The sequence below is a fragment of the Chloroflexota bacterium genome (assembly GCA_035652535.1).
Classification (GTDB): Bacteria; Chloroflexota; UBA6077; order UBA6077; family SHYK01; genus DASRDP01.
Window position 1 is genome coordinate 36,087 of record DASRDP010000004.1, and the last position, 21,661, is coordinate 57,747.

Annotated in this window: 15 protein-coding genes; 8 read left to right on the forward strand and 7 right to left on the reverse strand. The window is 66.6% G+C overall.

The annotated features are described in order from the left end of the window. Window positions 1-77 precede the first annotated feature (77 nt). Genes VFC51_00655 through VFC51_00675 form a run of 5 tightly spaced genes read right to left on the reverse strand, consistent with a single transcriptional unit; the run spans window position 78 to window position 8,506 of the window. Entirely contained in the window at window positions 78-881 is an 804-nt protein-coding gene (locus VFC51_00655; GenBank protein ID HZT05516.1) for an ABC transporter permease, read from the reverse strand. Further along, window positions 878-3,436 (reverse strand): DUF6541 family protein, encoded by a 2,559-nt coding sequence (locus VFC51_00660; GenBank protein HZT05517.1) that lies wholly within the window; start codon window positions 3,434-3,436, stop codon window positions 878-880. The genes VFC51_00655 and VFC51_00660 overlap by 4 nt, the downstream gene beginning before the upstream one ends. Then, complete coding sequence (locus tag VFC51_00665) at window positions 3,437-5,980, reverse strand: glycosyltransferase (protein ID HZT05518.1); 2,544 nt, start codon at window positions 5,978-5,980, stop codon at window positions 3,437-3,439. After that, window positions 5,973-7,187: a methyltransferase domain-containing protein gene (locus tag VFC51_00670; protein HZT05519.1), complete on the reverse strand. Its 1,215-nt coding sequence runs from the start codon at window positions 7,185-7,187 to the stop codon at window positions 5,973-5,975. Before VFC51_00670 ends, VFC51_00665 begins: the two co-directional genes overlap by 8 nt. After that, window positions 7,184-8,506, reverse strand: a complete 1,323-nt coding sequence (locus VFC51_00675) for an ABC transporter ATP-binding protein (protein ID HZT05520.1) — start codon at window positions 8,504-8,506, stop codon at window positions 7,184-7,186. Before VFC51_00675 ends, VFC51_00670 begins: the two co-directional genes overlap by 4 nt. A 149-nt stretch (window positions 8,507-8,655) precedes the next feature. Between VFC51_00675 and VFC51_00680 the strand changes: the two genes are divergently transcribed. The 8 genes from VFC51_00680 to VFC51_00715 all read left to right on the forward strand — a co-directional run bounded on the left by VFC51_00680 (window position 8,656) and on the right by VFC51_00715 (window position 18,013). Continuing rightward, window positions 8,656-10,332, forward strand: a complete 1,677-nt coding sequence (locus tag VFC51_00680) for a flippase (GenBank protein ID HZT05521.1) — start codon at window positions 8,656-8,658, stop codon at window positions 10,330-10,332. A gap of 113 nt (window positions 10,333-10,445) precedes the next feature. Further along, window positions 10,446-10,649: a CbtB-domain containing protein gene (locus VFC51_00685; protein HZT05522.1), complete on the forward strand. Its 204-nt coding sequence runs from the start codon at window positions 10,446-10,448 to the stop codon at window positions 10,647-10,649. Window positions 10,650-10,680: 31 nt separating this feature from the next. Then, on the forward strand, window positions 10,681-11,409 hold the full coding sequence (locus VFC51_00690) for a CbtA family protein (GenBank protein ID HZT05523.1): 729 nt from the start codon (window positions 10,681-10,683) through the stop codon (window positions 11,407-11,409). Between the two features lie 23 nt (window positions 11,410-11,432). Continuing rightward, the gene (locus VFC51_00695; protein HZT05524.1) at window positions 11,433-12,098 is read left to right on the forward strand and encodes an RraA family protein; all 666 of its coding nucleotides are present in this window, start codon (window positions 11,433-11,435) and stop codon (window positions 12,096-12,098) included. 112 nt (window positions 12,099-12,210) lie between these two features. Further along, window positions 12,211-14,532, forward strand: a complete 2,322-nt coding sequence (locus VFC51_00700; GenBank protein ID HZT05525.1) for a xanthine dehydrogenase family protein molybdopterin-binding subunit — start codon at window positions 12,211-12,213, stop codon at window positions 14,530-14,532. An 11-nt stretch (window positions 14,533-14,543) separates the two neighbouring features. Beyond that, complete coding sequence (locus VFC51_00705; GenBank protein ID HZT05526.1) at window positions 14,544-15,038, forward strand: flavin reductase family protein; 495 nt, start codon at window positions 14,544-14,546, stop codon at window positions 15,036-15,038. Window positions 15,039-15,830: 792 nt separating this feature from the next. Then, complete coding sequence (locus VFC51_00710) at window positions 15,831-17,309, forward strand: response regulator (protein ID HZT05527.1); 1,479 nt, start codon at window positions 15,831-15,833, stop codon at window positions 17,307-17,309. After that, entirely contained in the window at window positions 17,306-18,013 is a 708-nt protein-coding gene (locus VFC51_00715) for a response regulator transcription factor (protein ID HZT05528.1), read from the forward strand. The genes VFC51_00710 and VFC51_00715 overlap by 4 nt, the downstream gene beginning before the upstream one ends. A gap of 29 nt (window positions 18,014-18,042) precedes the next feature. Here VFC51_00715 and VFC51_00720 read toward each other — a convergent pair whose 3' ends face one another. Together VFC51_00720 and VFC51_00725 are read right to left on the reverse strand one after the other, a co-directional pair. Then, on the reverse strand, window positions 18,043-18,300 hold the full coding sequence (locus tag VFC51_00720) for a hypothetical protein (protein ID HZT05529.1): 258 nt from the start codon (window positions 18,298-18,300) through the stop codon (window positions 18,043-18,045). A gap of 109 nt (window positions 18,301-18,409) precedes the next feature. Further along, a complete protein-coding gene (locus VFC51_00725; GenBank protein HZT05530.1) occupies window positions 18,410-21,640 on the reverse strand; it encodes a response regulator in 3,231 nt (1,076 codons plus the stop codon). Window positions 21,641-21,661: the final 21 nt, after the last annotated feature.

The window sequence follows — 21,661 nt, forward strand, 5'->3', positions numbered from 1 at the left end:
AACCGCGATCGCCGTCGCTGCTGGTGTCTCACGCCCTCGTATGGCCGGGGCCGCTCGTGCCTCCTGCCGTGCAACGATCAGAGCTCTTCTCCAAAACTGGGCTCCGAGCGCTTGAAAACCGCGTACCCGACGATCAGGACCATGATCGAGACCGCGAAGGTCCGCGCAAGGAACGCCGGATCGGGAGGGGCAGCGTCGATGAGCACGAGGCGGTACGTGGAGATAAAGGATGCCATCGGATTCAGCACGTGCATGAGCCAGCGAACGTTCATGGCGCCGATCTCTTTATCCGCCAGCACGTCCAGCGGATAAAAGATCGGCGTGAGAAAGAACCAGGCCAGCATGGCAACGTCCATGATCGATTCGGTGTCGCGAAAGAAAACGTTCACCGCGGACAGGAAGAGCCCGACGCCCGCCAGGAACGCGGTCTGAAACACGATGGTGATCGGAAGCCAGAGAATGAGCGGCGTGATGGTCAGTCCGGTCAGTGGAAGCATCACGAACACCAGGGAGAGGGCGAGAACGAAGTGCACCAGGCATGACAAGACCGCGGAAAGCGGCAACATCTCGCGCGGGAAGTACACCTTGCGGACGAGGTCGCCGTTTCCTGCCACGCTGTGGATCGACGCCATGACGGAGCCAACGCAGAAGTTCCAGGCAAGGATCCCGATGAGCACGAAAACCGAAAAGTGCGGGATGTTCGTGGGCAGCAGGACCTGAAACACGATGGTGAAGACGATCATCAGAAGGAGCGGATTGAGAAGGGTCCACAGAAACCCCAGAACGGAGTTCTTGTACCGAACGGATAAGTCGCGAGCGAGCAGATTCCGAAGCAGTCCGCGATAGCGATACGAGTCGACGATGGACGAGAGGGCCGTCACGGGCCAGCGACCTCGCGACCATCCGATGGCGCTCGAGCCAGAGAGCCGGACAGCTCGTAGATGCTGACCCCCTCCCGCTGGTAGATCCGCCGAAACGCCGGGCTCTCCTTGAGCGCTTGGTCGGACAGCGGGCCACCGCGCGAGCCGAGGTACACGTGGGTCACTCCGGCCTTCCGCAGCAGGGCGAGCGTGTCGGTGTCCCCCAGGCGCGCCGCGGACGCGCGGCTGATTCGCTCCATCAGCTCGACCTGGGCCCTGGTCACGCCCCGCTCGCCAGGATACACGAGCGGGAGGAGCGTCGTCGCTCGATGGGCCAGAAGCGGCATCCAGTAACCGGCGTCGGTGGGAACGACGTAATCGGGAGACCAGCGCCGGATCGCGCTATTGACGAGCAGCATCGCGTCGGGCGGCAGGGACCGCTCGATCCACCGCGCCGCGTCGAGGTCGCCGGAATCCGCGATTCGGCCGTCAGGGCTCACGCTCGCCGCCATAGTCGCGACGCCCCAGAGACTCAGGCCGACCAGTGCACTGGCCGCGGTCGCCACGGCCAGTGGACGGATGAGTCGTGCGTGTGCGCGAGGGAGCCGCGCCCACATTCGTTCCGCGCCGAAGCCGATTCCAATGGAGACCGGAAGGAACAGCGAGCTGAAGAGGGTCACACTGTCGAGAGCCCCCGCGCGCGGTATGGGGAGCCAATACGGGTTTGAGAGCGCGGTCGTCAGGCCGGCCCAAGCGCCGACGAGCGTGATGGCCCCCCGTCGCCCATGGACGGACGCGACGAATCCCCCGACTGCGAGGGCCATGAGAGGCCAGAACAGGGGGTGTTCGAGCGCGGTCCCCAGGCGCTCCAGGCTGAAGTACTCCGGCCCGTACCGTCCCTGGCCATCGCCGAGACCCAGTCGGAACGTCGTCGCCAATCGGACCAGCCACGGCGCGACGAGGACCAGCCCCACCGAGGCGGCGATGATCGAGCCCAAGAATCGCGCGCGCGCGCTGCGCCACGCGATTTCGCTGGCCCTGCTCCGCACAGCCGCTCCAACCACGGAGCCCAGCGCGAGAATCCCAAGCATCACCAGGGCGATCGCGAGACGGTAGTGCGTCAGAAACACGCCGGCGGCCAGCACGCCAAGGCCGACCGCGGGCCGAACCTCGCTGAGCGACCACCGGTGCCCAGTGCCCGATACGCGGTCCGACGGCAAGCCAGCCCCCTGCGTGATGGCCAGAGCGCCAGCCACCGGGAGGATCACCAGCCCAGCCGTTTGCGGGTAGCGGGCCAGGTCCAGCAGGTCCGCGGGAAACGGACTCAGCAGTGCCACGACGAGCACCGCCGTGATCCGTCCCATCGGACCAAGCCCCAGCCACTCGGCGCAAAATGCGACGGATAGAGCGATGAGGACATTGAGGATGAAGGCCGTTGCGGTCATCGACGCTAGGACCGGGAGCCCCGTTAGCCAGGAGTCCCACGCCACGAGCGCGTGAAACCCGAAATGGTAGGCGAATGAATCGATCGCGGCGTATGGCCGGTACGACGTTGGCAGGGCTCCGACGTCGTGGATGAGCTGCGCGATGATCGCGTGGTGGTACGCGTCGGCGCCCGGGGGCAGAACGAAGCCGTCGAAGGCGATCGCCCGCGCCAGAGCACCCAGCAAGACGATGCCGGCCACCGAAATGTCCCCGATACTGGCGAGGCGAGCCAGCGACCTCCCACCTCGGTTGCGCAGTAAAGGCCGAGCCACCATCAGCGCGAGCCCGACGCAGGACAGGATCGCCACGAGGATGGCGGTGGGTGCGCCGAGGCGAAGGCCAAGCGTACTGCACCAAAGCGTGACAATGGCGACTCCCGCCACGCTCAAGGCTGGCGCCGCGCACAGCAATGCGAACGGGCGAGCGCGCGAGCCGAGAACGGCGCGGGCCATGAGCAGCCCGGGGACGACCAGTACAAGCGCCACGACGAGGACCTGCACCCCCGAGGCCACGAGCGCGCCGATCTCCATCGCTGCGAGCCCAAGAATCGGGTCCGCGTAAACCGGGGCAAACGCGAGGTCTACGTCCAGGGGGACGCCGTCGTATGACGTCGTGGCTGGCCCATCCGGGGAACGGCCCCATACGGCCACCGCGTCTTTGTCGTCTGGCGCGTCGCTCGTGATCTCGAGGACCAGCTTGCCTGGCGTCGACTGGCCATCTCCAGAGTTGGCGAGATCGAGGGCATCGAAGGCGAAGCGAAACACTTGGCTGTCCGCGAAATCCACGGCGGGGATCCGGACCGTGCGCAGGGCTTGGCGCGCATCGGCAGCCGACTTTAGCTGCAGCGTCACCACGCCGCCGTTGTGCCGAGCGTACGTCGCGACGCGGAGGTCGATGCCGACGAGGGTCGCCGGGCGGGGCGTGAAGGCGACGGTGACGCGGTGTCCCGCGAAGAGCGGGCCAATCGGCTCGGAGCCCTGCGGTACGCTCCCGGCGCGCGCAATGCATCCCCCCGCGCCGGCAACGCACGTGAGAAGCCCAAGGAGCAGGACGACTGCCCGGGGGAAGGCGCCCAGTTGTCGTGGTCGCATCTACCCTTCGGCTCTCAGTCCTCGAATCCGCAGCCACCTGAGGTAGGACCTGACCTCCTGCCACAAGCGAGGAGGCCCCCCCATGCGCAGGTAGAGCAGCGCGCGCAGCGGCAGCCGGTGAAGGGGGGTAGGCGGCCGGCGCAGGGGCGCGAGCGGCCAGGGGCTCGGCCCACGCAGCCGTCGCTCGTCGGGTTCGATCGAGAGCCTCAGGGGCTGAGTCGGAAGATGGTCCGCGGCAAATCGCGGTTCAGCGCAGTAGTCGATGAGCGAAGCCATCGCGCGCTCCCACGTCAGCTCCTCTGCCACGGCTGCAAGCTGTTCCGCGTACGCGGCGCGGCCCTTCGGATGGTCGAGAACCGAAAGCAGCGCTTCGGAGAGCCCATGTTCATCCAGGTATCTGACGACCCGGCCGAGGCCACGCTCATCCACCAGATCCCCGACCGCGTCGCCACCGGTGCAGACGACGGGCAGCCCAGCCCAGATGTAGTCGAGCACACGGGTTCGATACGAGTAGCGGGTCTCGAGGTGGTCGAAATGCAGGCTGACCCCCACGTCGGCCTCGAGGAGATAGTTCGCACGCTCCTCGTACGGCACCCACTCGTTGAAGAATATTCCGCGCCCCTCTTCACCCAGCTCACGAGCGAGAGCGATCGCTCGGTTGGTCATATCCATCTCGGGGACGAGCGGATTCGGGTGTTTGATCCCCATGAAAAAGAGCTTGACCTCTGGGCGCGTCGATCTGACCCGGTGCACCGCGCGGATGAGGGTGAGCGGGTCGAACCACTCCCAGATTCCGCCCCCCCAGAGAATGACGCGATCGTGCTCCTCGATGCCCGGAAACACGCCCTTCAGCACCCGGCGGGTCGAGACCGGCGGGTCGGATGGAATCCCGAACGGGACCACGTCGATCAGGCTCCGAAGGGTTGGGTCGGCGTCGTATTGCTGGGGATTGACGCGATTGTTCGCGGCCAACATGCCGAGCCAGTAGTCTCGCTGCTTGTCGCTGGCGCACAGGAAGAAGTCGCCCGCACGGATCTGCGCGTTCAGGACGTCGAGGTGCGACTGGTGGACGGCCGCCCGCTCTTCCATGGGATCGTGAGAAAAGACGTGGAGGTTCTCGAGCGTGAAGGGATCATACAGGTCCACGACCAGACGCTTTCCCATTTGCGCGAGAAAGGGGAACAGGTGAAGCACAAAACCCTGGACGATCAGTACGTCGTGCGCTGAGGCCAGCTCGCGAAGACCGACCCCTGTCTTCGACCGATACGTGCGGACGCAGAACCCATCCGCTGCCGGCGGGCGCTCGTTCGGCACGGCGAGGGTCACGTCATGCGCGCGCGCGAGGACTTTCGCCATCTCCCACGCGCGGATTCCGGGCCCGGCCATGCGCGCATCGACGATGTCGTTGGCGATGATGAGCACCCGCCCGGCGCCCTGGGCGTCCGCGAAGATCTCATCGATGCCGAATACGGCCTGCGCCTGTTGCTGCGTTCGCATGTACCCTTCATCGAGACAGTTCGTCTCAAATGGGGACTCCAGAAGGCGAAGGATCTCACGATCCGATCTGCGCCGCGCCCGCTGCACGATCGCGCGCTTGGTCCACAGCTCCGCGGCGCCGTCGGCAAGGTCGGCCATCGCCACCAGGTGGCTCATTCCCACGCGCCGCACCTCTTCGCGATCCTCCGTTCGGTCCGCCCAAGGTCGGTACGGGCGATCGTCTACGCGCCCGTAGACCATCGCCCGCTTGCCCATGAGCAGCAAGGCGGCGGGCAGCACGCGCGCGAGATTGGCGTCGTCGTAGTTCTTGATGATGGTGGCGAGGGCGTTTCGTTCGTAGAGGACGCGCAGCTGATGGGCCGGAATCTTGCTCCCGGTCGCGTGGCCCTTGTGATACGCCTCAGCGGTGGGCACATAGAGCACCCGATGGCCGAGGATCCAGAGCCGCCAGCCCAGGTCGATGTCCTCAAAGAAGGCGAAGTAGTCCTCGTCGAATCCGCCGGCGCTCAGAAAGAGCTCCCGACGGATCGCCATGGAGCCCCCGCACGCGAACAGCACGGGCTTGATCCCTGCGTCGTCTGCTTCGGACGTCGGCCGCCCCCGCAGCGGCTGAAAGCCGTGGCCGTAAAAGTTGACCGCCCCGCCGACGAAGTCGATGGCCGCCCCATCCCAGCTCAGGATCCGGGAACTCGTCGCCGCCACGTCCGGGTGCCGCGTGAGGGGGGAGACCAACTCCCTCAGCCACCCCTCCCCGACGCGCATATCGTTGTTGAGAAAGGCGACGACTTCGCCGCGCCCCTCATGTGCGCCGCGATTGCACGCGGCCGCGAACCCGCGATTTTCCCGGAGCTCGAGCAATCGGACGGAGGGAAAGCGCTTCCGAATGAACGCGGCGGAGCCGTCTGTGCTCGCATTGTCCACGACGATCACTTCAAGGCGGTCGAGTGGATAGTCCATCCGCGCGAGGCTGGTCAGGCAGTCCTCGAGATGCTCCATCCCGTTGAAATTCGGGATGACGATACTTGCCTTTGGGCACTCCTCAGCCATCGGGCTTCCTGTCGGAGTGCCCGCCTTTCGGTGGTGGGATCGATCTCCCCGAGAGCAGCGCCGATACACCTTGACGAATCTTGGCGAGAGATTCGAGCGCGTGCACGGCGCGCCCTGCTCGGATCAGGGCGATCTCGTGTTCCAGGGCCTTGACCTGTTGCTCGAGGGCCGCGCCGCGGGCCTGGGATTCGCGTAACGCGTGTTCAACGTTCAGAATGTGTCGGTCTTTTGCCAGCAGATCATCCCGCAGCCGATCGTCGCGACGAGACGACACGTGAAGGTCGGCGAGCTTCAGGAGCAGTCCGATCTGCTCCATCCGCTCGATCACCTCATCCCGGTCGGCCTCTATCCCGGGGGCCAGGCGGCTCGTGGCTTCTTGAAGCACACTCTGGGCGCCGCCGGCCGCGATCAACAAACCCTGTCGATAGCCGGGCGCCTTGGCGTCTGAGTGCTGGAGGGTGACGTTATAGAACCGATCGATCGCCCGATGGAGGGCCTCGGAGTCTGGCAGCGACGACACGTAGTGCTTGAGCAGCATCATGGGCAGCCAGTTGTACACGAACCCGCTGCAGAAGGTGACGTAAGGGAGACCGTGATCCTCCGCGAAACGCGTCCAGTCGTCCAGTCGCGGCAAGCCGAACGCGCGATGTTCCCGAAGCTGCGGCTGCTCCTCTCGATTCACGACGCGAACGAACTCCGCGAGCAACCGCTCGGCTAGCTCAGTCTCGTCCTGGGCGAACGGAGCGAGGATGAGCACGAACCCACGGCTCACCCGCGCCAGCTCGGCTACGTACGCAGGGCGCCGATCCGGGGGCACGTGCTCCAGCGAGTCCAGGGACACGACGAGATCGAACGCGCGAGGCTTGAAGGGAAGGCAGGACCCATCGGCGCGGATGTATGCGGCTGATGCGCCGGCGGCTCCATTCCCGGGATTCTCCGTGCCACAGGAGTCTCCTTCAACCCAGGCCAGATGGTCGGAGCGGGGATTCACCACGTCGACGACCCGGACTCGATCAGCCGGCAGAAACCGTGGGGTGAGGCACGGATATCCACCGACGTCGAGAACGTGGAGCGCATGCGCTCCCTGGGCGCCCCGAACGCATTCGGCGACGACGCGCACGATTCGGTGCCGCGTGTACTGGTCGAACGGGAGGTCCAGCAGATCATCCGGTGCGGCGTCGAACAGGGAGAAAGGCTGCGGCTTCACGCGCGGCGTACCCCACGAAACGTCTCGGCGTTCAGCCGCTCCGCGCGCTCGGCCCCGGCGACATGGGACCAGCGCGCCGGAATCCTGACGAGACCGTATCGGACCCCCGATTCATCGGCGAGAACACGCAGCGCGTACCGTCGGTCGTGGAAGTCGTACGCGTGGGTGCACGTTTCGTCGTAGACCGACGCCGATACGGCGTAGACGCCGGGCAAGAGCGGAAGCTCATCCGTCGCGTAAAACACGCGTCCATCGCCATAGATTGAGTCGATGCGGGCGCCATCCACTCGCGTGTTCGGGCCCGCGATGTGCACCCCATCGACGCTGGTCAGGCCGATGCCGAAGACCGGCGCCTCGATCCGCTCCTTTGCGCGATACCGCAACGCGATGACCAAAGGCTGGCCCATCCGAAAGGCCGAACGCGGTTGGCCGTCGCCGTCGAGAAACTCCACGTCAAGGATCTCAACTTCGCCGCTTCCCCACCGGTCGGGGACCGGCTCACTCGGGGGCGGTGCGTCATCGAGCGCACCGGCCGCGGGTGCGACCTTGAGATCCGGCGCGGCAGTGCCATGCGCGGCAGCCTGGTAGTCGCTGACCACGACCCGCGGGGGCCCGTGGGCGCGAATCCGCCCGGACTCGAGCCAGATCGCCTCCGTGCAGATGTTGCAGATCGACGCGACGTCGTGGCTCACGAGGATCAGCGTCTTCCCGGCGCGATGAAACGTCCGAATGGCGTCGAGGCAGCGCTCCTGGAACCCCTCATCCCCTACCGACAGCACCTCATCGATTAGCAAGATGTCTGGATCGACGTGCATCGCGACGGCGAAGCCCAGTCGCGCATACATGCCCGATGAGTAGTGCTTGACAGGGATATCGATAAACCGCTCCAGCCCCGCGAATCGCACGATGTCATCGAATCGATTTGCCACCTCACGACGCGGCAGACCCAGGATCGAGGCGTTCAGGAAGACGTTGTCCCGACCTGATAGCTCGGGGTGAAATCCCGCCCCGAGCTCCAGGAGCGCCGAGACTCGGCCGTTCACGACGATGCGCCCGGACGTCGGCGTGAGAATGCGCGTCAGAAGCTTCAGCATGGTGCTCTTGCCGGAGCCGTTCGCGCCGATGACGCCGAGCGACACGCCGGGCTCCGCCTCGAACGATACGTCCCGCAACGCCCAGAACTCCTCGGACTCGCGGCGGCGCATGCCGCTGACCAGGAGGTCCTGGAACGAGCGCGGACGCTCGTGCTGGATTCGAAACCGCTTCGACACGTGCTCGAAACGAACGACGTGGCGCGGGAGATTCGTCGCCCTATCCATCACATCTCTATTGCACGCCTGGTGGACACGATCGGGCAAACGTCACGCGTCGACCTGCCTGGGATTATCACCGTCTCAACTGCGCTCGACCAGGTCAATCTCACCCCAACAGCGTCACATCGGGCCGCATTGCCGGCCGTTCCCGTTGATTGAGCCTGCTATACTCGGTTCCATCCGCCACATTGCGGCGGGCCTGCGCCGTCCGAGGAGGCCGGACGATCCTTCCCATCGCCGGAATGATCCTCGCCGATTCCGCGTCCCCCGACCACGGACACGTCGAAAATGGTCCCTCTGCGCCCGGGCACGGTCAAATCCCGCCGACCCGCCTAACCGCGGCTCAGCGAATCGCCAAGAACGCGGCGGTCCCCACCGTCGCGAACCTCATCAACCGTGGCCTCGACTTCGGTTTCGCCATTGTTATGCTGCGCGTCCTCGGACCAACCGAGGTGGGGCGGTACACCTGGGCCGTCCTGGTCGTGGGCTATTTTGACATTCTCATCAACTTCGGTCTGGCCGTACTGATCACCCGAGATGTTGCGCGCGATCCGGGAGCCGCCGGACGCTACCTCGGGGGCGCGCTGGTCGTTCGGGGCGCCATGTGGGCTGGAGCCATGGCAATATCAGCCCTCATTGCTGGGCCACTGGCATCCACCATTGGGATCGCGGACGAGGTGCGCCTCACGCTGCTTCTCCTGACCCTCGGGATCGGGGTCTCCAACGCGTCCGGGATTGCAGGCGCGCTCTTTAACGCCGCCGAGCGCATGGAGGTCCCCGCACTGGTGACGATCTTCACGAGCGCCATGAAGGTCGTGTCCGGCGTCGTCGTCCTCGCCGCTGGGCTGGGAATCGTGGGGATTGGCGCCGTATCGGTTGGCGTCAACCTGGCCACGGCCGCTGTCCTGGCCGCGCTCTTCGTTCGGCTTGTCGGCACACCTCACCCCACTGTTTCGTTTTCCAGCGCGCGCGCCATGGTCCAGGATTCATACCCGTTGATGATCAACAATCTCCTCGCTACGCTTTTCTTTCGCGTCGACGGGTTGATCTTGCGGGCGATGGCCGGAGACGCCGCGCTTGGGTGGTATGGATCCGCATACAAATTCATCGACGGAATCGGGACGATCCCGGCCAACGTCACGCTGGCCCTCTTCCCGATTCTCTCCCGTATCTCCGACGGCTCCACCGGGCCGACAGCGCATCCTTCGGCTGAGATGTCCCGCATCGTCGAGATCGCCCTGAAGGCGCTTTTGAGCATCGCCTTTCCAATCTCCGTCGGCGCCACGCTGCTCGCCGAGCCGCTGATCCGCGGGTTTGCCGGCGAGCAGTATCTGCCTCACGCTGCCATCGCGCTGCGGATCCTGGTCTGGTACGCACCGTTCGGGTTCGTAAACAGCCTGCTGCAGTATGTGCTCATCGCAGCCAACCGACAGCGCTTCATCACCGTCGCCTTTTTCGGCGCGGCGTTGTTCAATGCCGTGGTGAACCTTTTCGCCGTCTCGCGCTGGAGCTACGTCGGCGCCGCCATCGTTACCGTGGCCTCGGAGGTCCTCCTGCTGACCCTGTTTCTCGTCGCCCTGCGGACCCGCATTCGAGTCCAAGGCGCACTGCGGCAGGGATGGCGACCCCTCGTCGCGGCGGGCATCATGGCGCCGGTGGTATGGCTCGTCGGGAATGGGTCAATCGGGTTCGCGGTGCTGTCTGGAGCGGTGATGTACAGCCTCGCGCTCGTCGCCCTAGGCGGCGTTCGAAAGGACGAGCTGGAGCTGATTCGCCAGGCTATTCCGCTGGGAGCACTTCCCGCGCGGCAGGGCACCGGCGCCCGAGATTGACGCACCCCTCTCCCAGACGATATTACTAGCACGAGCGACAGCGCTTGACCCCGGACCGATCCGCTCACGCCGCCACGGGAGACCCGGCACATCAACCGCCAGGGAGCTTGCTCATGGAGCACGTGTTCGCCCCCGCTCACCGCCCGCACGCAGCTCTGATCCCGGCCGCCTTGCTTGGAATCTTTGCCCTGTACGTGCTTGCCCTCGATCAGGGTTTGCTCCTGAGTCTTGTGCAGGGGAATGTCGCCTTCGACACGAACCTGATCCACGAGTTCGTCCACGACGCGCGGCACGCGGCCGGCTTCCCCTGCCATTAGCCCTGCGTACGCCGGTTCGCGGGTAGGCGGCTTGGCTGAGATCTCGTTTGGAAAACTTCTCATTCGGGCGATTGTCGCTGGGCTGATCGCTGGAGCCGCGGTCGCAACCTATCATTTCTTCGCAACCGAGCCGCTCATCGAACACGCGATCGCCATCGAGGAGGGCATCGCCCCCACGCCGCACGTCGAGGTTGTGAGCCGCGACGTTCAACGGATCGGTCTCTTTGTTGGGTTCCTCATTTACGGCGCAACCTGGTCCGCGTTGTACGCCGTCGCCATCCAGCTTCTGGGGAGACTCATCTGGACAACGAGCGCGACGCGACGTGCCCTCGTCATCGCGCTCGCCGGCTACTGGGCAGTCGCCCTCTTCCCATTCTTGAAGTTCCCCGCCAACCCGCCGGGCGTCGGCGAGGATGCCACAATCGGTTACCGCCAGTTGCTGTACGTCGCGACGCTCGCCGTGTCAGTGACGGGAACCGTCGCGACGATCGTGATGGGCTCGTACGCATCGAAGCGGTGGAACGGTTGGATCGCCTCGGGCGCAGCCGTCCTGCTCCTCGCCGCGTACAGCGGCATCGCATTTCTGGTGATTCCCGCCAGCCCGGACCCGATTCGGCTCCCAACGTTGCTCGTTTCCGACTTTCGTCTGCGATCATTCGTGGGGCTCACGCTGTTTTGGGGTGTAATGGCCGCGGTGTTTTGCGTGCTGGGCATGCGCGCTACGACACGGCGCGCCGCATCCATTCCCCAGGCGACATAGAGCCGACGACGGAGGGCTGGCGCATGGATACGGTCACTCAGCAGCGATTGCTCAAGTTGGACACCGGAGCGGTGTCAGACGCGCTCGACCAGCTTCACATGAAAGGCGCCACGTACGGAATTCGGCCCGTGTGGCAAGCGCCCCGTGTCGCGGGCCCGGCGGTGACGGTCAAAGCGATAGCGGCCGGCCCCACACCGCCAGCCCAGCACATCAACATCCACGCGATCTCCACCGCAGATCCCGGTTCAGTCCTGGTCATCGACAACTCCGGGCGTCCGGACGTTTCCTGTCTGGGCGATCTGCAATCGCTGGCGGCCAAGATCCGCGGCCTGAGCGGCGCGGTGATCGACGGCGCGTGCCGGGACGTCGATTCGATTCGGGAGATGGGATTCCCAGTCTTCACCCGCGCCGTGGTTCCGATTACCGCGCGGGGCCGCATCCAGCAGGAAGCGTGGAACGTCATGGTCCAGATTGGCGGCGTCCAGGTCAGACCGGGCGACTGGATCATCGCCGACGGAAGCGGTGTCGTGGTGATCGCGCAGGACAACCTCGAGGCGGTCCTATCCGCGGCGGAAGACATCGTCGCACGCGAAGAGGCGATGGCCGAAGCCGTCCGCCAGGGGCAATCGATACTCGACGTGATGACCAACTTCAATTACGAGCGCATGCTCCAAGAAAAGCGCGCCTGAGCGTTGGATTGAGGCCGAATTCCCGCCGACTGCCGCCTAACTCGGTCCCGGGCGAACCAGAACCCCGTGTCACCGGCTTTCGGAATCGCGTTGTTGGTGGAGAGGAGTGATCATGCGCGAAGCCCTGTCTCAAGGGGATGGTGACCACAGACCTCGCACGGCTGTCCCAGCCGACATCGCGGCCGCGCTTGCGGAGCCCGAGTATCGCGTGGAAGGACCGCTCAAGGTCGCCGGCCGGGCGCGCTACGCTGCTGATATTCAGCTCCCCGGGATGTTGTGGGCGAAATTCCTGCGAAGCCCCCACGCCCATGCGCTCATCCGATCCATCGATACCTCAGCCGCGCGTGCACTGCCGGGCGTACACGCGGTCATTACCGGCGCGGACGTCGGACCAAAGCGCGTGGGCAAAGTGCTCTGGGACTGGCCAATCCTGGCCTACGAGAAGGTCCGCTACATCGGCGAGCGGGTTGCGGCGGTGGCGGCGGAATCGCCTCAGATCGCGGAAGAGGCCGTGAGGCTCATCCAGGTCGAATATGAGGAGATTCCCGCGGTCTTCGACGCGGAGGAGGCGCTCGCCGAGGGCGCCCCAATCATCCATCCGGCTGCCGCCGAGTACCGGTACGAGCCTGGCAAACGGCCGCCCGTGCCGCATCCCAATCTCCAGGGGTACCGCCTCATTACCAAGGACGATTCCGACCTCGATCGGATCTTTGCGGAAGCCGATGTCGTGGTGGAAGACACGTTCCTCGCCGCTCGGCAACACCAGGGCTACATCGAGCCGCGCGCGTGCGTCGTCTGGATCGACCCGGCCGGAATCGTTCACATCCATTCGACCAACAAGGCCCCATTCGTGATCCAGCACCAGATGGCAATCGTGACCGGATTGCCGGCGGAGCGCATCGTTGTGGACTCGATGTTCATCGGCGGTGACTTCGGCGGAAAGGGGCATTCGATCGAAGAGTTCCCCTGCTACTTCCTGGCCGCGGCGACCGGGCGACCGATCAAGTCGGTCATGAGTTACGCCGAAGAGCTGGAGTCCGCCGCTCCGCGACACGGCGCAAAATTCCATCTGCGCACGGCGGTCGGCAAGGACGGCCGAATCCTGGCGCACGAGTCGCGCGTCTACTACGACGACGGCGCGTATGCGGGGGCACGGCCCCTTCCCGGCCCCATCCTCGATGGCTGGAGCGCCCTCGAGGTCTATGCCGTGCCTCACGCACGGCTAGAGACCTTCATGGTCTACACCAACAAGGTCCCGGGCGGTCAAATGCGCGCCCCCGGCGCGGCGCACACCGGGTTCGTCGGCGAGTCCCACATCGATCACATCGCCCGCGAGCTGGGGATGGACCCGCTGGATTTTCGAATCCTGAACGCTGTGCGCGAAGGCAGGACCGGACCGACCGGCGAGCGGGTCCAAAACCCGCAGGCCGTAGAGGTCTTGGAGGCGCTGAAGCGCGAGTCGGGCTGGAAGACACACCCGCTTCCCGCCAACCACGGCAGAGGAATCTCGCTGCGCTCCCGGGACGTCGGCGCGGGACGCGCGGAAATCTTGATCCGCCTCCGTCCCGACGGAATGATCGAGGCGATCCACGGCGCCCCGGATCAGGGCGGTGGCTCCGCCACGCTGGTGCGCAGGGTCAGCGCCGCGGTCCTGTCGGTCTCGCCTGATCGCGTGATCGCGCGCTACGGTACGACCGCGGAAGCGCCGCTCAACCCGGGGCCCGGCGGAAGCCGGCTGACGCGCGTTCTGGGGCAGGCAACGATTGCCGGCGCGACGGACCTCAAGAATAAGCTGGAGGAGCTGGCCGCGGAGGTCATGGGCTGGCCTGCTGCCGCGGTCCAGCTGCGCGACGACCGCTTCATCACCACCGATGGCTCCGGCGAGTCTGCCGCGTACGAGGAGGTCGTGGCACGAATCCTTCGCGGCGGCACCGTCGAGGGTTTCGGCGCGTATGACAGCGCAGAGCACGTCGAGGAAGACGAGGGCATCGCCAACTATTGCGCCTACATGATCGAGGTCGAAGTCGACCCCGACACGGGCCAGGTGCGCCCGGTCGAAGCGCTCGAAGTGGTCGACGTCGGAACGGTCATCAACCCCATCGCGCACTCGGGGCAGCTCGAAGGCGGATTCGTCTTCGGGCTCGGCAACGCCGTCATGGAAGAGCTGGAGTTCGCGGACGGCCGCGTGAGCACCCTGACCCTCGGTGACTACAAGCTGCCCACGCACATGGATGTTCCACCGCTCCGCGTCGTGATGCTGCCGAGCGCATCAGGCCCCGGTCCCTTTGGCGCCAAGGCCGCAGGCGAGCTGACCAATAACGCTGTTGCCCCAGCCATCGCCAACGCCGTCGAGGACGCGGTGGGTGTACGCGTTCGCACCATGCCCATCACCGCGGAGCGCGTCTACGCGGCGCTCCATGGGAATAAGCCGTAAAGGAACTGAATGTGTCGCCAACAAAGGATGAGTTTCGCCGCGTTATGGGAACGTTTGCCACGGGGGTCACGATCGTGACGACGGCTCACGCGGGAGAGGTGCGGGGGATGACGGCGAATTCGGTCGCCTCGGTGTCCCTCGATCCCCTTTCCGTCCTCGTTTGCGTCAATCGCGAGGCGATCACCTTCGGCCTTCTCGACGCCGGGCAGGTCTTCTGCGTCAACATTCTGGCGGAGCACCAGGAAGCCCTTTCCCGGGGCTGCGCGAAGCCGGACACGCCCGAGGCCGCCTTGATCGGGGTTCCGCATCGAATCGGAAAGACCGGGGCGCCGATTCTCGACGGCGCCCTCGCCTACCTGGACTGCCGCGTCGTCGACTCGATGGACTTTGGGACTCATCGGATCTTCATCGGCGAAGCCGTCGATCTCGATGCGACGGATGCGCAGCCGTTGCTATTCTTCCGCGGCAAGTATTTCCGGGCGATCGAGCCGCTGACCACCTCGTAGAAGGCCGGATGGAAACTGACGTTCTGTGCCCGCCGGCGAAGACTCCGCGGATGGATCACGGCGACGAACGGGATGCTTCGCTTGACTTCAGGATGACCGACAAACTTCCGGCCGCGCCTCTGATGTCGGTTCGCTAAACGACTGGCCGACAAGCGGCAAATTTTGCGAAGGCTGGGACGAAGCCACGGAATCCGAATGGCTCGCACCTGATGAGGCGATCGTGCGGGATAGGGGTTCGGAGAAGCGTCCGGATGGCGAGGAGCGTTTTGTGACGCTGTCCTCAATCAGGCTCGCTGCCAGTTGCCCGGGGCACACCCGCCGCCGGGGCGTGCTTAGCCTGGCGGCCATCTCGGCCAAGGCATGCCACGTCTGTGGCCGGAATCCCACCAATCGACGAAATGTCCACGCTGGGTCCGATGGTCGTCCTGGCGTGGCGCTCGTTTGGAGGCATTCGGCGATTTCTCCCTGGAGTTGAAGCACGCCAAAAGGCCCGTGGGGTTGGGTCCGGACAGGCACCGGCGGATTGGCACCGAGAACCTTCCGCATTTCTTCTGAACCTCGAGACATCACGTCAACTCCCGCCGCTGCTTCTCCACAAGGTGCGCGATGCGCTCGACGCCGCCGCTCCGCACGGCCGTCGTCACGAAGCGCCGCTCGCAGCCCTCGCCTGATCTCGCAAGACGGGTAGCACCGCCCGTGGTAGGATCATCCCGTTCGGTCTCGTGAGAGCCCCATTGCGGCGTTCCGCCATCGGACAGCGCGGGGCTCCGCGAGCGCGTGGGGCTGCCGCGGATGGACGAAGAAGGATCCGCTCAACGACGGGCGCCGCTCGTCCTCGTCGTGGACGACGACCCGAGCAATGTCAAGCTGATCCGCCTCGAGCTGGAGCTCGCCGGTTACCGCATCGCGGCGGCCTCGGATGGGGTCGAGGGGATTCAGACCGCGGTGTCCCTCCAGCCTGACCTGATCTTCCTCGACCTTTCCATGCCGATCATGGACGGGTTCCAGACGGTCGGCGCCCTCAAGAGCCAGGATTCAACCCGCGCGATACCGGTGGTCATTCTGACGGCATCGACCGAGCGCGCCGACCGGCTCCGTGCGCTGGAGCTTGGAGCCGACGACTTCCTGACCAAGCCGTTCGACCCCGCCGAGCTGCTGGGTCGCGCGCAGACGCTGACCAGACTCACCGCGCTCCATCGCGAGCTCGAAGACACGCGTGCCCGGGCCGCGCGCCTCCAGGAGCGTGAGGCGGGCGAAGCGCGACTCGGCCTCATCCTGGATACGGCGCCCGAGGCGATCATCCTGGTCGCCGCAGACGGGATAATCGCCCGCTTCAATCGCGGCGCCGAGCGCATATTTGGCTACGCGCCCGACGAGGTCGCGGGCAAGCCGCTCGGGCTCCTCCTGGCAACCCCGCTGGCGGTGCCGCCCCCGGGAAGCGACGGCCGCGCCGGCTCCGAAGGCGGCGCCTCCCTCCATCGGGAGTTGCTCGCCCATCGCCGCGACGGGGCTGCGTTTCCCGCCGAGCTGTCCGTCGCGTACGGCGAGGACGGCACGTACGCGGTGATCCTGCGCGACGTCTCCCTCCGCAGGAAGGCCGAGGCGGAGCGCCAGCAACTGCTGGAGCGGCTGCTGGTCGCCCAGGAAGAGGAGCGCAGGCGCGTCGCGTATGAGATCCACGATGGGTTCGCCCAGGTCGCCGCGGCCGCCCAGCAGCACCTGGAGGCGTTCGCCTCACGCTATCGCGGCCGCTCGCCGGCTGCGCGCCAGGAGCTGGACCAGGCGGCGGCGCTGGCCCGGCGGACCGTCAGCGAGGCGCGCGGGCTGATCGCCGGCCTGCGGCCCACCGCCCTGGACGATTTCGGGCTCGTCGCGGCCGTGCGGCTGGAGGTCGACGCCCTGCGCAACAACGGCTGGTCGGTCGAGCTCGTCGACCAGACAGGCGGCGGCCGCCTTCCCGCCACGGTCGAGACCTCGCTCTTCCGCGTCGCGCAGGAGGCGCTCTCCAACGCGCGCCGCCACGCCAATACGCGAAAGGTCCGCGTCTCGCTGCGGCGCGCGGAGAGCGCGGTGGAGCTCGACGTGCGCGATTGGGGCGATGGCTTCGCGGTGTCCGCGGTACGCGAGGCGGCAGGGCCAGGCGAGCGCGTCGGCCTGGCCGGAATGCGGGAACGCGTCGCGATGCTGCGGGGCGAGCTGTCGATCACCAGCAGCCGCGGCCGCGGCACCCGGGTGATCGCCAGCATTCCGCTGCCGCCGGAGGTGACATGACAGGACTGCCGACCTCAGGCGCCGACTCGCGGGGCTCCGGGCGCTCATGGAAGATCATGGTGGTCGACGATCACGAGCTTGCGCGCGCCGGGGTGATCAGCCTGCTCGCGGGTCAGCGCGATCTAGAGATCGCAGCGGAGGCGGCGACCGGGCGAGAGGCGATCACGCGGGCCGCACTCGTGAAGCCGGACCTCGTGTTGATGGACATCCGAATGCCGGAGATGGATGGGCTCGAAGCCACACGCCGCATCAAAGAGGCGCAGCCGGCGACGAGCGTGGTGATCCTCACCATGCACGAGGACCCGGACTATCTGCTGGCGGCGGTCCAGGCCGGGGCGGCAGGTTACCTGCTGAAGGGCAGCTCGAAGAGCGAGATCGTCGGGGGGATTCGTCGGGTGCTGGGGGGCGAGTCGCTGCTGGATCCGGGCTTGATGGCCCGCCTGGTCCAGCGGATCGCCGGAGAACCAAAGGCTGCCGGGCCGATAGCCGGCTCGCTCAGCGCTCGTGAGCTGGAGGTGCTGGGCTGTATCGTAGAGGGGAAGACCAACGGGGAGATCGCCGGGGCGCTCGCGATAACCCGCGCCACCGTGAAGAGCCACGTGGAGCGGATCATCTCGAAGCTCGGGGTCTCGGATCGCACGCAGGCGGCGGTGCGCGCCGTCCAACTCGGCCTCAACGCGGCGGAGCCGGGCCCTGCTTCCTGATGCTCAGACGGGCCTCCCATCCCTGATGCTCAAAATGGAAGCGCGCTCGCCACGAGCTGGATCACGCGCGTCACGGTGAGCGTGACTGCCGTCAGCATCGCGAGCTCGAAGACGACGAGCCGCTGGAAACGGGCAGACTCGCGCTTGGCCCGTAGCTGCCGCGCCCGGAGCACGAGCTCGGCGGGCGGCTCCGATGGGAGCCCCTCGAAGTGGCGCACCCGCTCGCGCTCGACCGAGCGCGCCCACGCGGCGCTGAACGTCCTTGAAGTGGACTGCTGGCTGATCATGAATGCACCTCCCGATGCTACGTGACCGCTCGCTCGGCTGTCACGTACATGGTGCGGTCGGGAGGGCTCTCGGGGAATCGGCCAGGTGGCCGATCTTTTCTGGCCGCCGCTACGCGCCGGAGTCCAGCACCTCGCGGACCTTGCGGGAAAGAAGCGCCGCGGTGAACGGCTTTTGGAGGAAGGGCATCTTCGCGTTGAGAACGCCCTGGCGGACGGCCACGTCGCTCGTGTAGCCGGAGAGGAACAGCACCTTCAGCCCGGGACGGGCCGCGGCGAGCTGGTCCGAAAGCTCCCGCCCGGTCATGCCCGGCAGGACCAGGTCGGTCATCAGGAGGTCGATGCGGCCGGCGTGGGCGCCGGCGAGGGTCAGCGCCTCCTCGCCGGTCTGCGCTTCCAGCACCTGATAGCCTGACGTTCGCACCACCGACTTCAGGAGCGCCCGCACGCCGGGCTCGTCCTCCACAAGGAGGAGCGTCTCGGAGCCTCGAGCTAGGGGGCCGATCCGCGACGCCATACCCACCGGCGCCTCGTCGACGACCGGCAGGTAGATCTTGAACGTGGTACCGACGCCGGGCTCGCTGTAGACGGTGATGCTGCCGCCGCTCTGCTGGACGATGCCGTACACCGTCGAGAGGCCGAGACCGGTGCCCTTGCCCGCGTCTTTCGTGGTGAAGAACGGGTCGAAGATGCGCGCCTGCGTCTCCGCGTCCATCCCCACGCCACTGTCGCTCACGGCGAGCATCACGTAGCGGCCCGGCTGCACCCCGAGCTGACCACGTCCGTGGCTCCGCAGGTATGTCTCGTCCAGATCGACGGCCGCGGTCTCGATCGTGAGCTTGCCGCCGCCGGGCATCGCATCGCGCGCGTTGACGGCGAGGTTCATGATCACCTGGTCCATCTGGCCGCGATCGACCTTCACCGGGGAGAGATCGCGCTGCAGGATCGTGGCGAGGTCGATGTTCTCGCCGATCACGCGCCGCAACAGCTTGTCCATCTCGGTCACGATGCCGTTCAGGTCGAGCACCTCGGGCTGCAGCACCTGCTGGCGGCTGAAGGTGAGCAGCTGGCGGGTCAGGTTCGAGGCGCGCTCGCCGGCGGAGAGCACCTCATCCGCGAACAAGCGGGCCGGCGAGTCGTCCGGCAGGTGGGCGAGCATGAGATCCGTGAAGCCGAGGATCGCCGTGAGCAGGTTGTTGAAGTCGTGGGCGATGCCGCCGGCGAGCAGCCCGATCGCCTCCATCTTCTGCGCCTGGCGCAGCGCCATCTCCGCCACGTGCTGATCGGTGAGGTCGCGGAGAACGGTGACCATCGCCGGCGTGCCCTGCAACGTGATTGACGTCCTGGATCCCTCGACGGTGCGGACCTGGCCGTCCGCGCGCCGGACTCGGAACTGCTGGGTTGTGGCCACGCGCTCGCCCCGGAGCTGCGCATCCAGGAGGCCCCGGATCCGCTCCCTGTCTTCTTCGACGACGCGGTCGTCGAAGGGCCGATTCAGCGCCTCGGCTTCGTCCTGCAGGCCGTGGATCTCCAGATAGGCGCGGTTGACGAACGTGCGGATGCCGCCGACATTGACGGACACGCCCTCGGCCAGGTTCTCCACCACCGCCCGGTGGACTTCCTCGCTGTCGCGGAGGGCGATCTCGGCCCGCTTCTGATCAGTGATGTCGGCCACCGTTCCGACGATGGCGGCCTCCTCGGTGGTCATGTGCCGGTGGGCCCGCGCCTGGACCCAGCGAATCTCGCCGTCCGGCCCCTTGATGGGAAACTCGTACGGATGGTCGTCGTCGCGTGCCGTCCGCAGGAACTGCACGATCCCGGGCATGTCGTCGGGCTGGATGAGCGAGCGCCAGCCGGGGCCGAGGAGCCCAGACATCTCCTCGAACGTTCGATTCACATAGACGCACGACAGGTCGTCGGCCAGCTCGAACACGCCGACGGGGATGGCGTCAGCGAGGGACCGGTAGCGCAGTTCGCTGCGGTGCAACTGCTCGCGCCCCCGGGCCAGCGCCACAGCCGCGCTCATGTGGTTGCCGATCGCCGCCGCGAACGGAAGCCAGGCGTCGGTAAGCCTGCCGGTCCCGGCGGAGAGCAGCATGGCGCCTACCACGACATGCTCGACCTGCAAGGGGACCACGATGGCCGAGGCGCCCGTCGCGAGCGGCAGCGCAGAGCCGCCGCGAGCCGTGCTCGGGCCGAGAATGGACGGTCCGTTCACCCGCGCGGCGTGGCGAATCAGCGCCTGCCAGGCTTTCGGGTCATCCGCGGGGACATCCTGCCCGAGCTGGGCGACCAGCTCCGGCTCCCCCGACTCGTCGAGCAGGCAGATCCAGCCCGTGGAGAGGCCGGTCCCGTCCAGGCAGCGGCCCAGTAGATCCCCGAGGACGTCGGCGGCCGGCATCCGCTGCATGGTGAGGTCGGAAATGCCGGTCAGGATGCCAAGCTCGGTCTGGAGGCGCGCGATCCGGCGCACGTGGCTCATGTTCTGCTCGGCCAGGCGCTCGAGCTGGCGCACGATGCGCTCCAGGTACGGCGTGTCGGGGAGATCTCCGGGTTCGGCGCTCGGCGCCCGCCTGGATCCTCCGAGCACCCGCTGGACGGCGGCCAGGATCTCGGCCCAATCGGGCGTCCGCAGCAGCAGGTCTTCGGCGCCGACCGCGAGGCCGAGCTCGCGATCGGCTTCGTCGGTGAACGCGCTGGAGTTCAACAGGACGGCGGTGTCCGCGATCGACGGATCGTGCTTGATCTCGCGGCAGAGCCTGAACCCGTCCATCCCGGGCATGAGCACGTCGGCGAGCACGAGATCCGGGGGGGACTGACGGATGAGCGCCAGCGCCTCCTGCCCATCGGCGGCGGCGGACACGTCGTAGCCCTCGTGCTTGAGCCGCAAGGTGGCCAGCTTCAGTTGCACCGGATCGTCGTCCACGACCAGGACGCGACGCGTCGTGGTCGGAGGGGTGGTGACCGGTGGCCGAGCGTGGATGTAGCTGCGGACCGTCATCACCAGATGGGACGGCTCCACCGGCTTGAACAGGAAGTCGGTAAATCCGGCCTTGAGGCGCTGGGCGAGCTCCATCTCGGAGAGAAAGCCCGACATCGCGATCACCGGGATGTTCGCCCCGGCCGGGCGCGCACGGATCGCGCGCACCAGCTCGATGCCGCCGATGTCGGGCAGGACCATGTCCTGGAGCACCAGGTCCGGCCGGCGCTGCTCCAGGGCCTCGAGACCCGACCGCCCGTCCTCGGCCTCGACGACGTCGTATCCTTCGACGTTGAGCGCGACGCGGGTGAGCTTGCGGGTGATGGCGTTGTCGTCGATCGCCAGGATGGTCGGTCGTGCCATGGTGAAGTCCCCCCTCAGGAT

Coding starts and splice junctions, on each gene's coding strand:
- VFC51_00660 (HZT05517.1), bottom strand. CDS start 3,436: ATGCGACCACGACAACTGGGCGCCTTCCCCCGGGCAGTCGTCCTGCTC.
- VFC51_00665 (HZT05518.1), bottom strand. CDS start 5,980: ATGGCTGAGGAGTGCCCAAAGGCAAGTATCGTCATCCCGAATTTCAAC.
- VFC51_00675 (HZT05520.1), bottom strand. CDS start 8,506: ATGGATAGGGCGACGAATCTCCCGCGCCACGTCGTTCGTTTCGAGCAC.
- VFC51_00685 (HZT05522.1), top strand. CDS start 10,446: ATGGAGCACGTGTTCGCCCCCGCTCACCGCCCGCACGCAGCTCTGATC.
- VFC51_00695 (HZT05524.1), top strand. CDS start 11,433: ATGGATACGGTCACTCAGCAGCGATTGCTCAAGTTGGACACCGGAGCG.
- VFC51_00700 (HZT05525.1), top strand. CDS start 12,211: ATGCGCGAAGCCCTGTCTCAAGGGGATGGTGACCACAGACCTCGCACG.
- VFC51_00710 (HZT05527.1), top strand. CDS start 15,831: ATGGACGAAGAAGGATCCGCTCAACGACGGGCGCCGCTCGTCCTCGTC.
- VFC51_00715 (HZT05528.1), top strand. CDS start 17,306: ATGACAGGACTGCCGACCTCAGGCGCCGACTCGCGGGGCTCCGGGCGC.
- VFC51_00720 (HZT05529.1), bottom strand. CDS start 18,300: ATGATCAGCCAGCAGTCCACTTCAAGGACGTTCAGCGCCGCGTGGGCG.
- VFC51_00725 (HZT05530.1), bottom strand. CDS start 21,640: ATGGCACGACCGACCATCCTGGCGATCGACGACAACGCCATCACCCGC.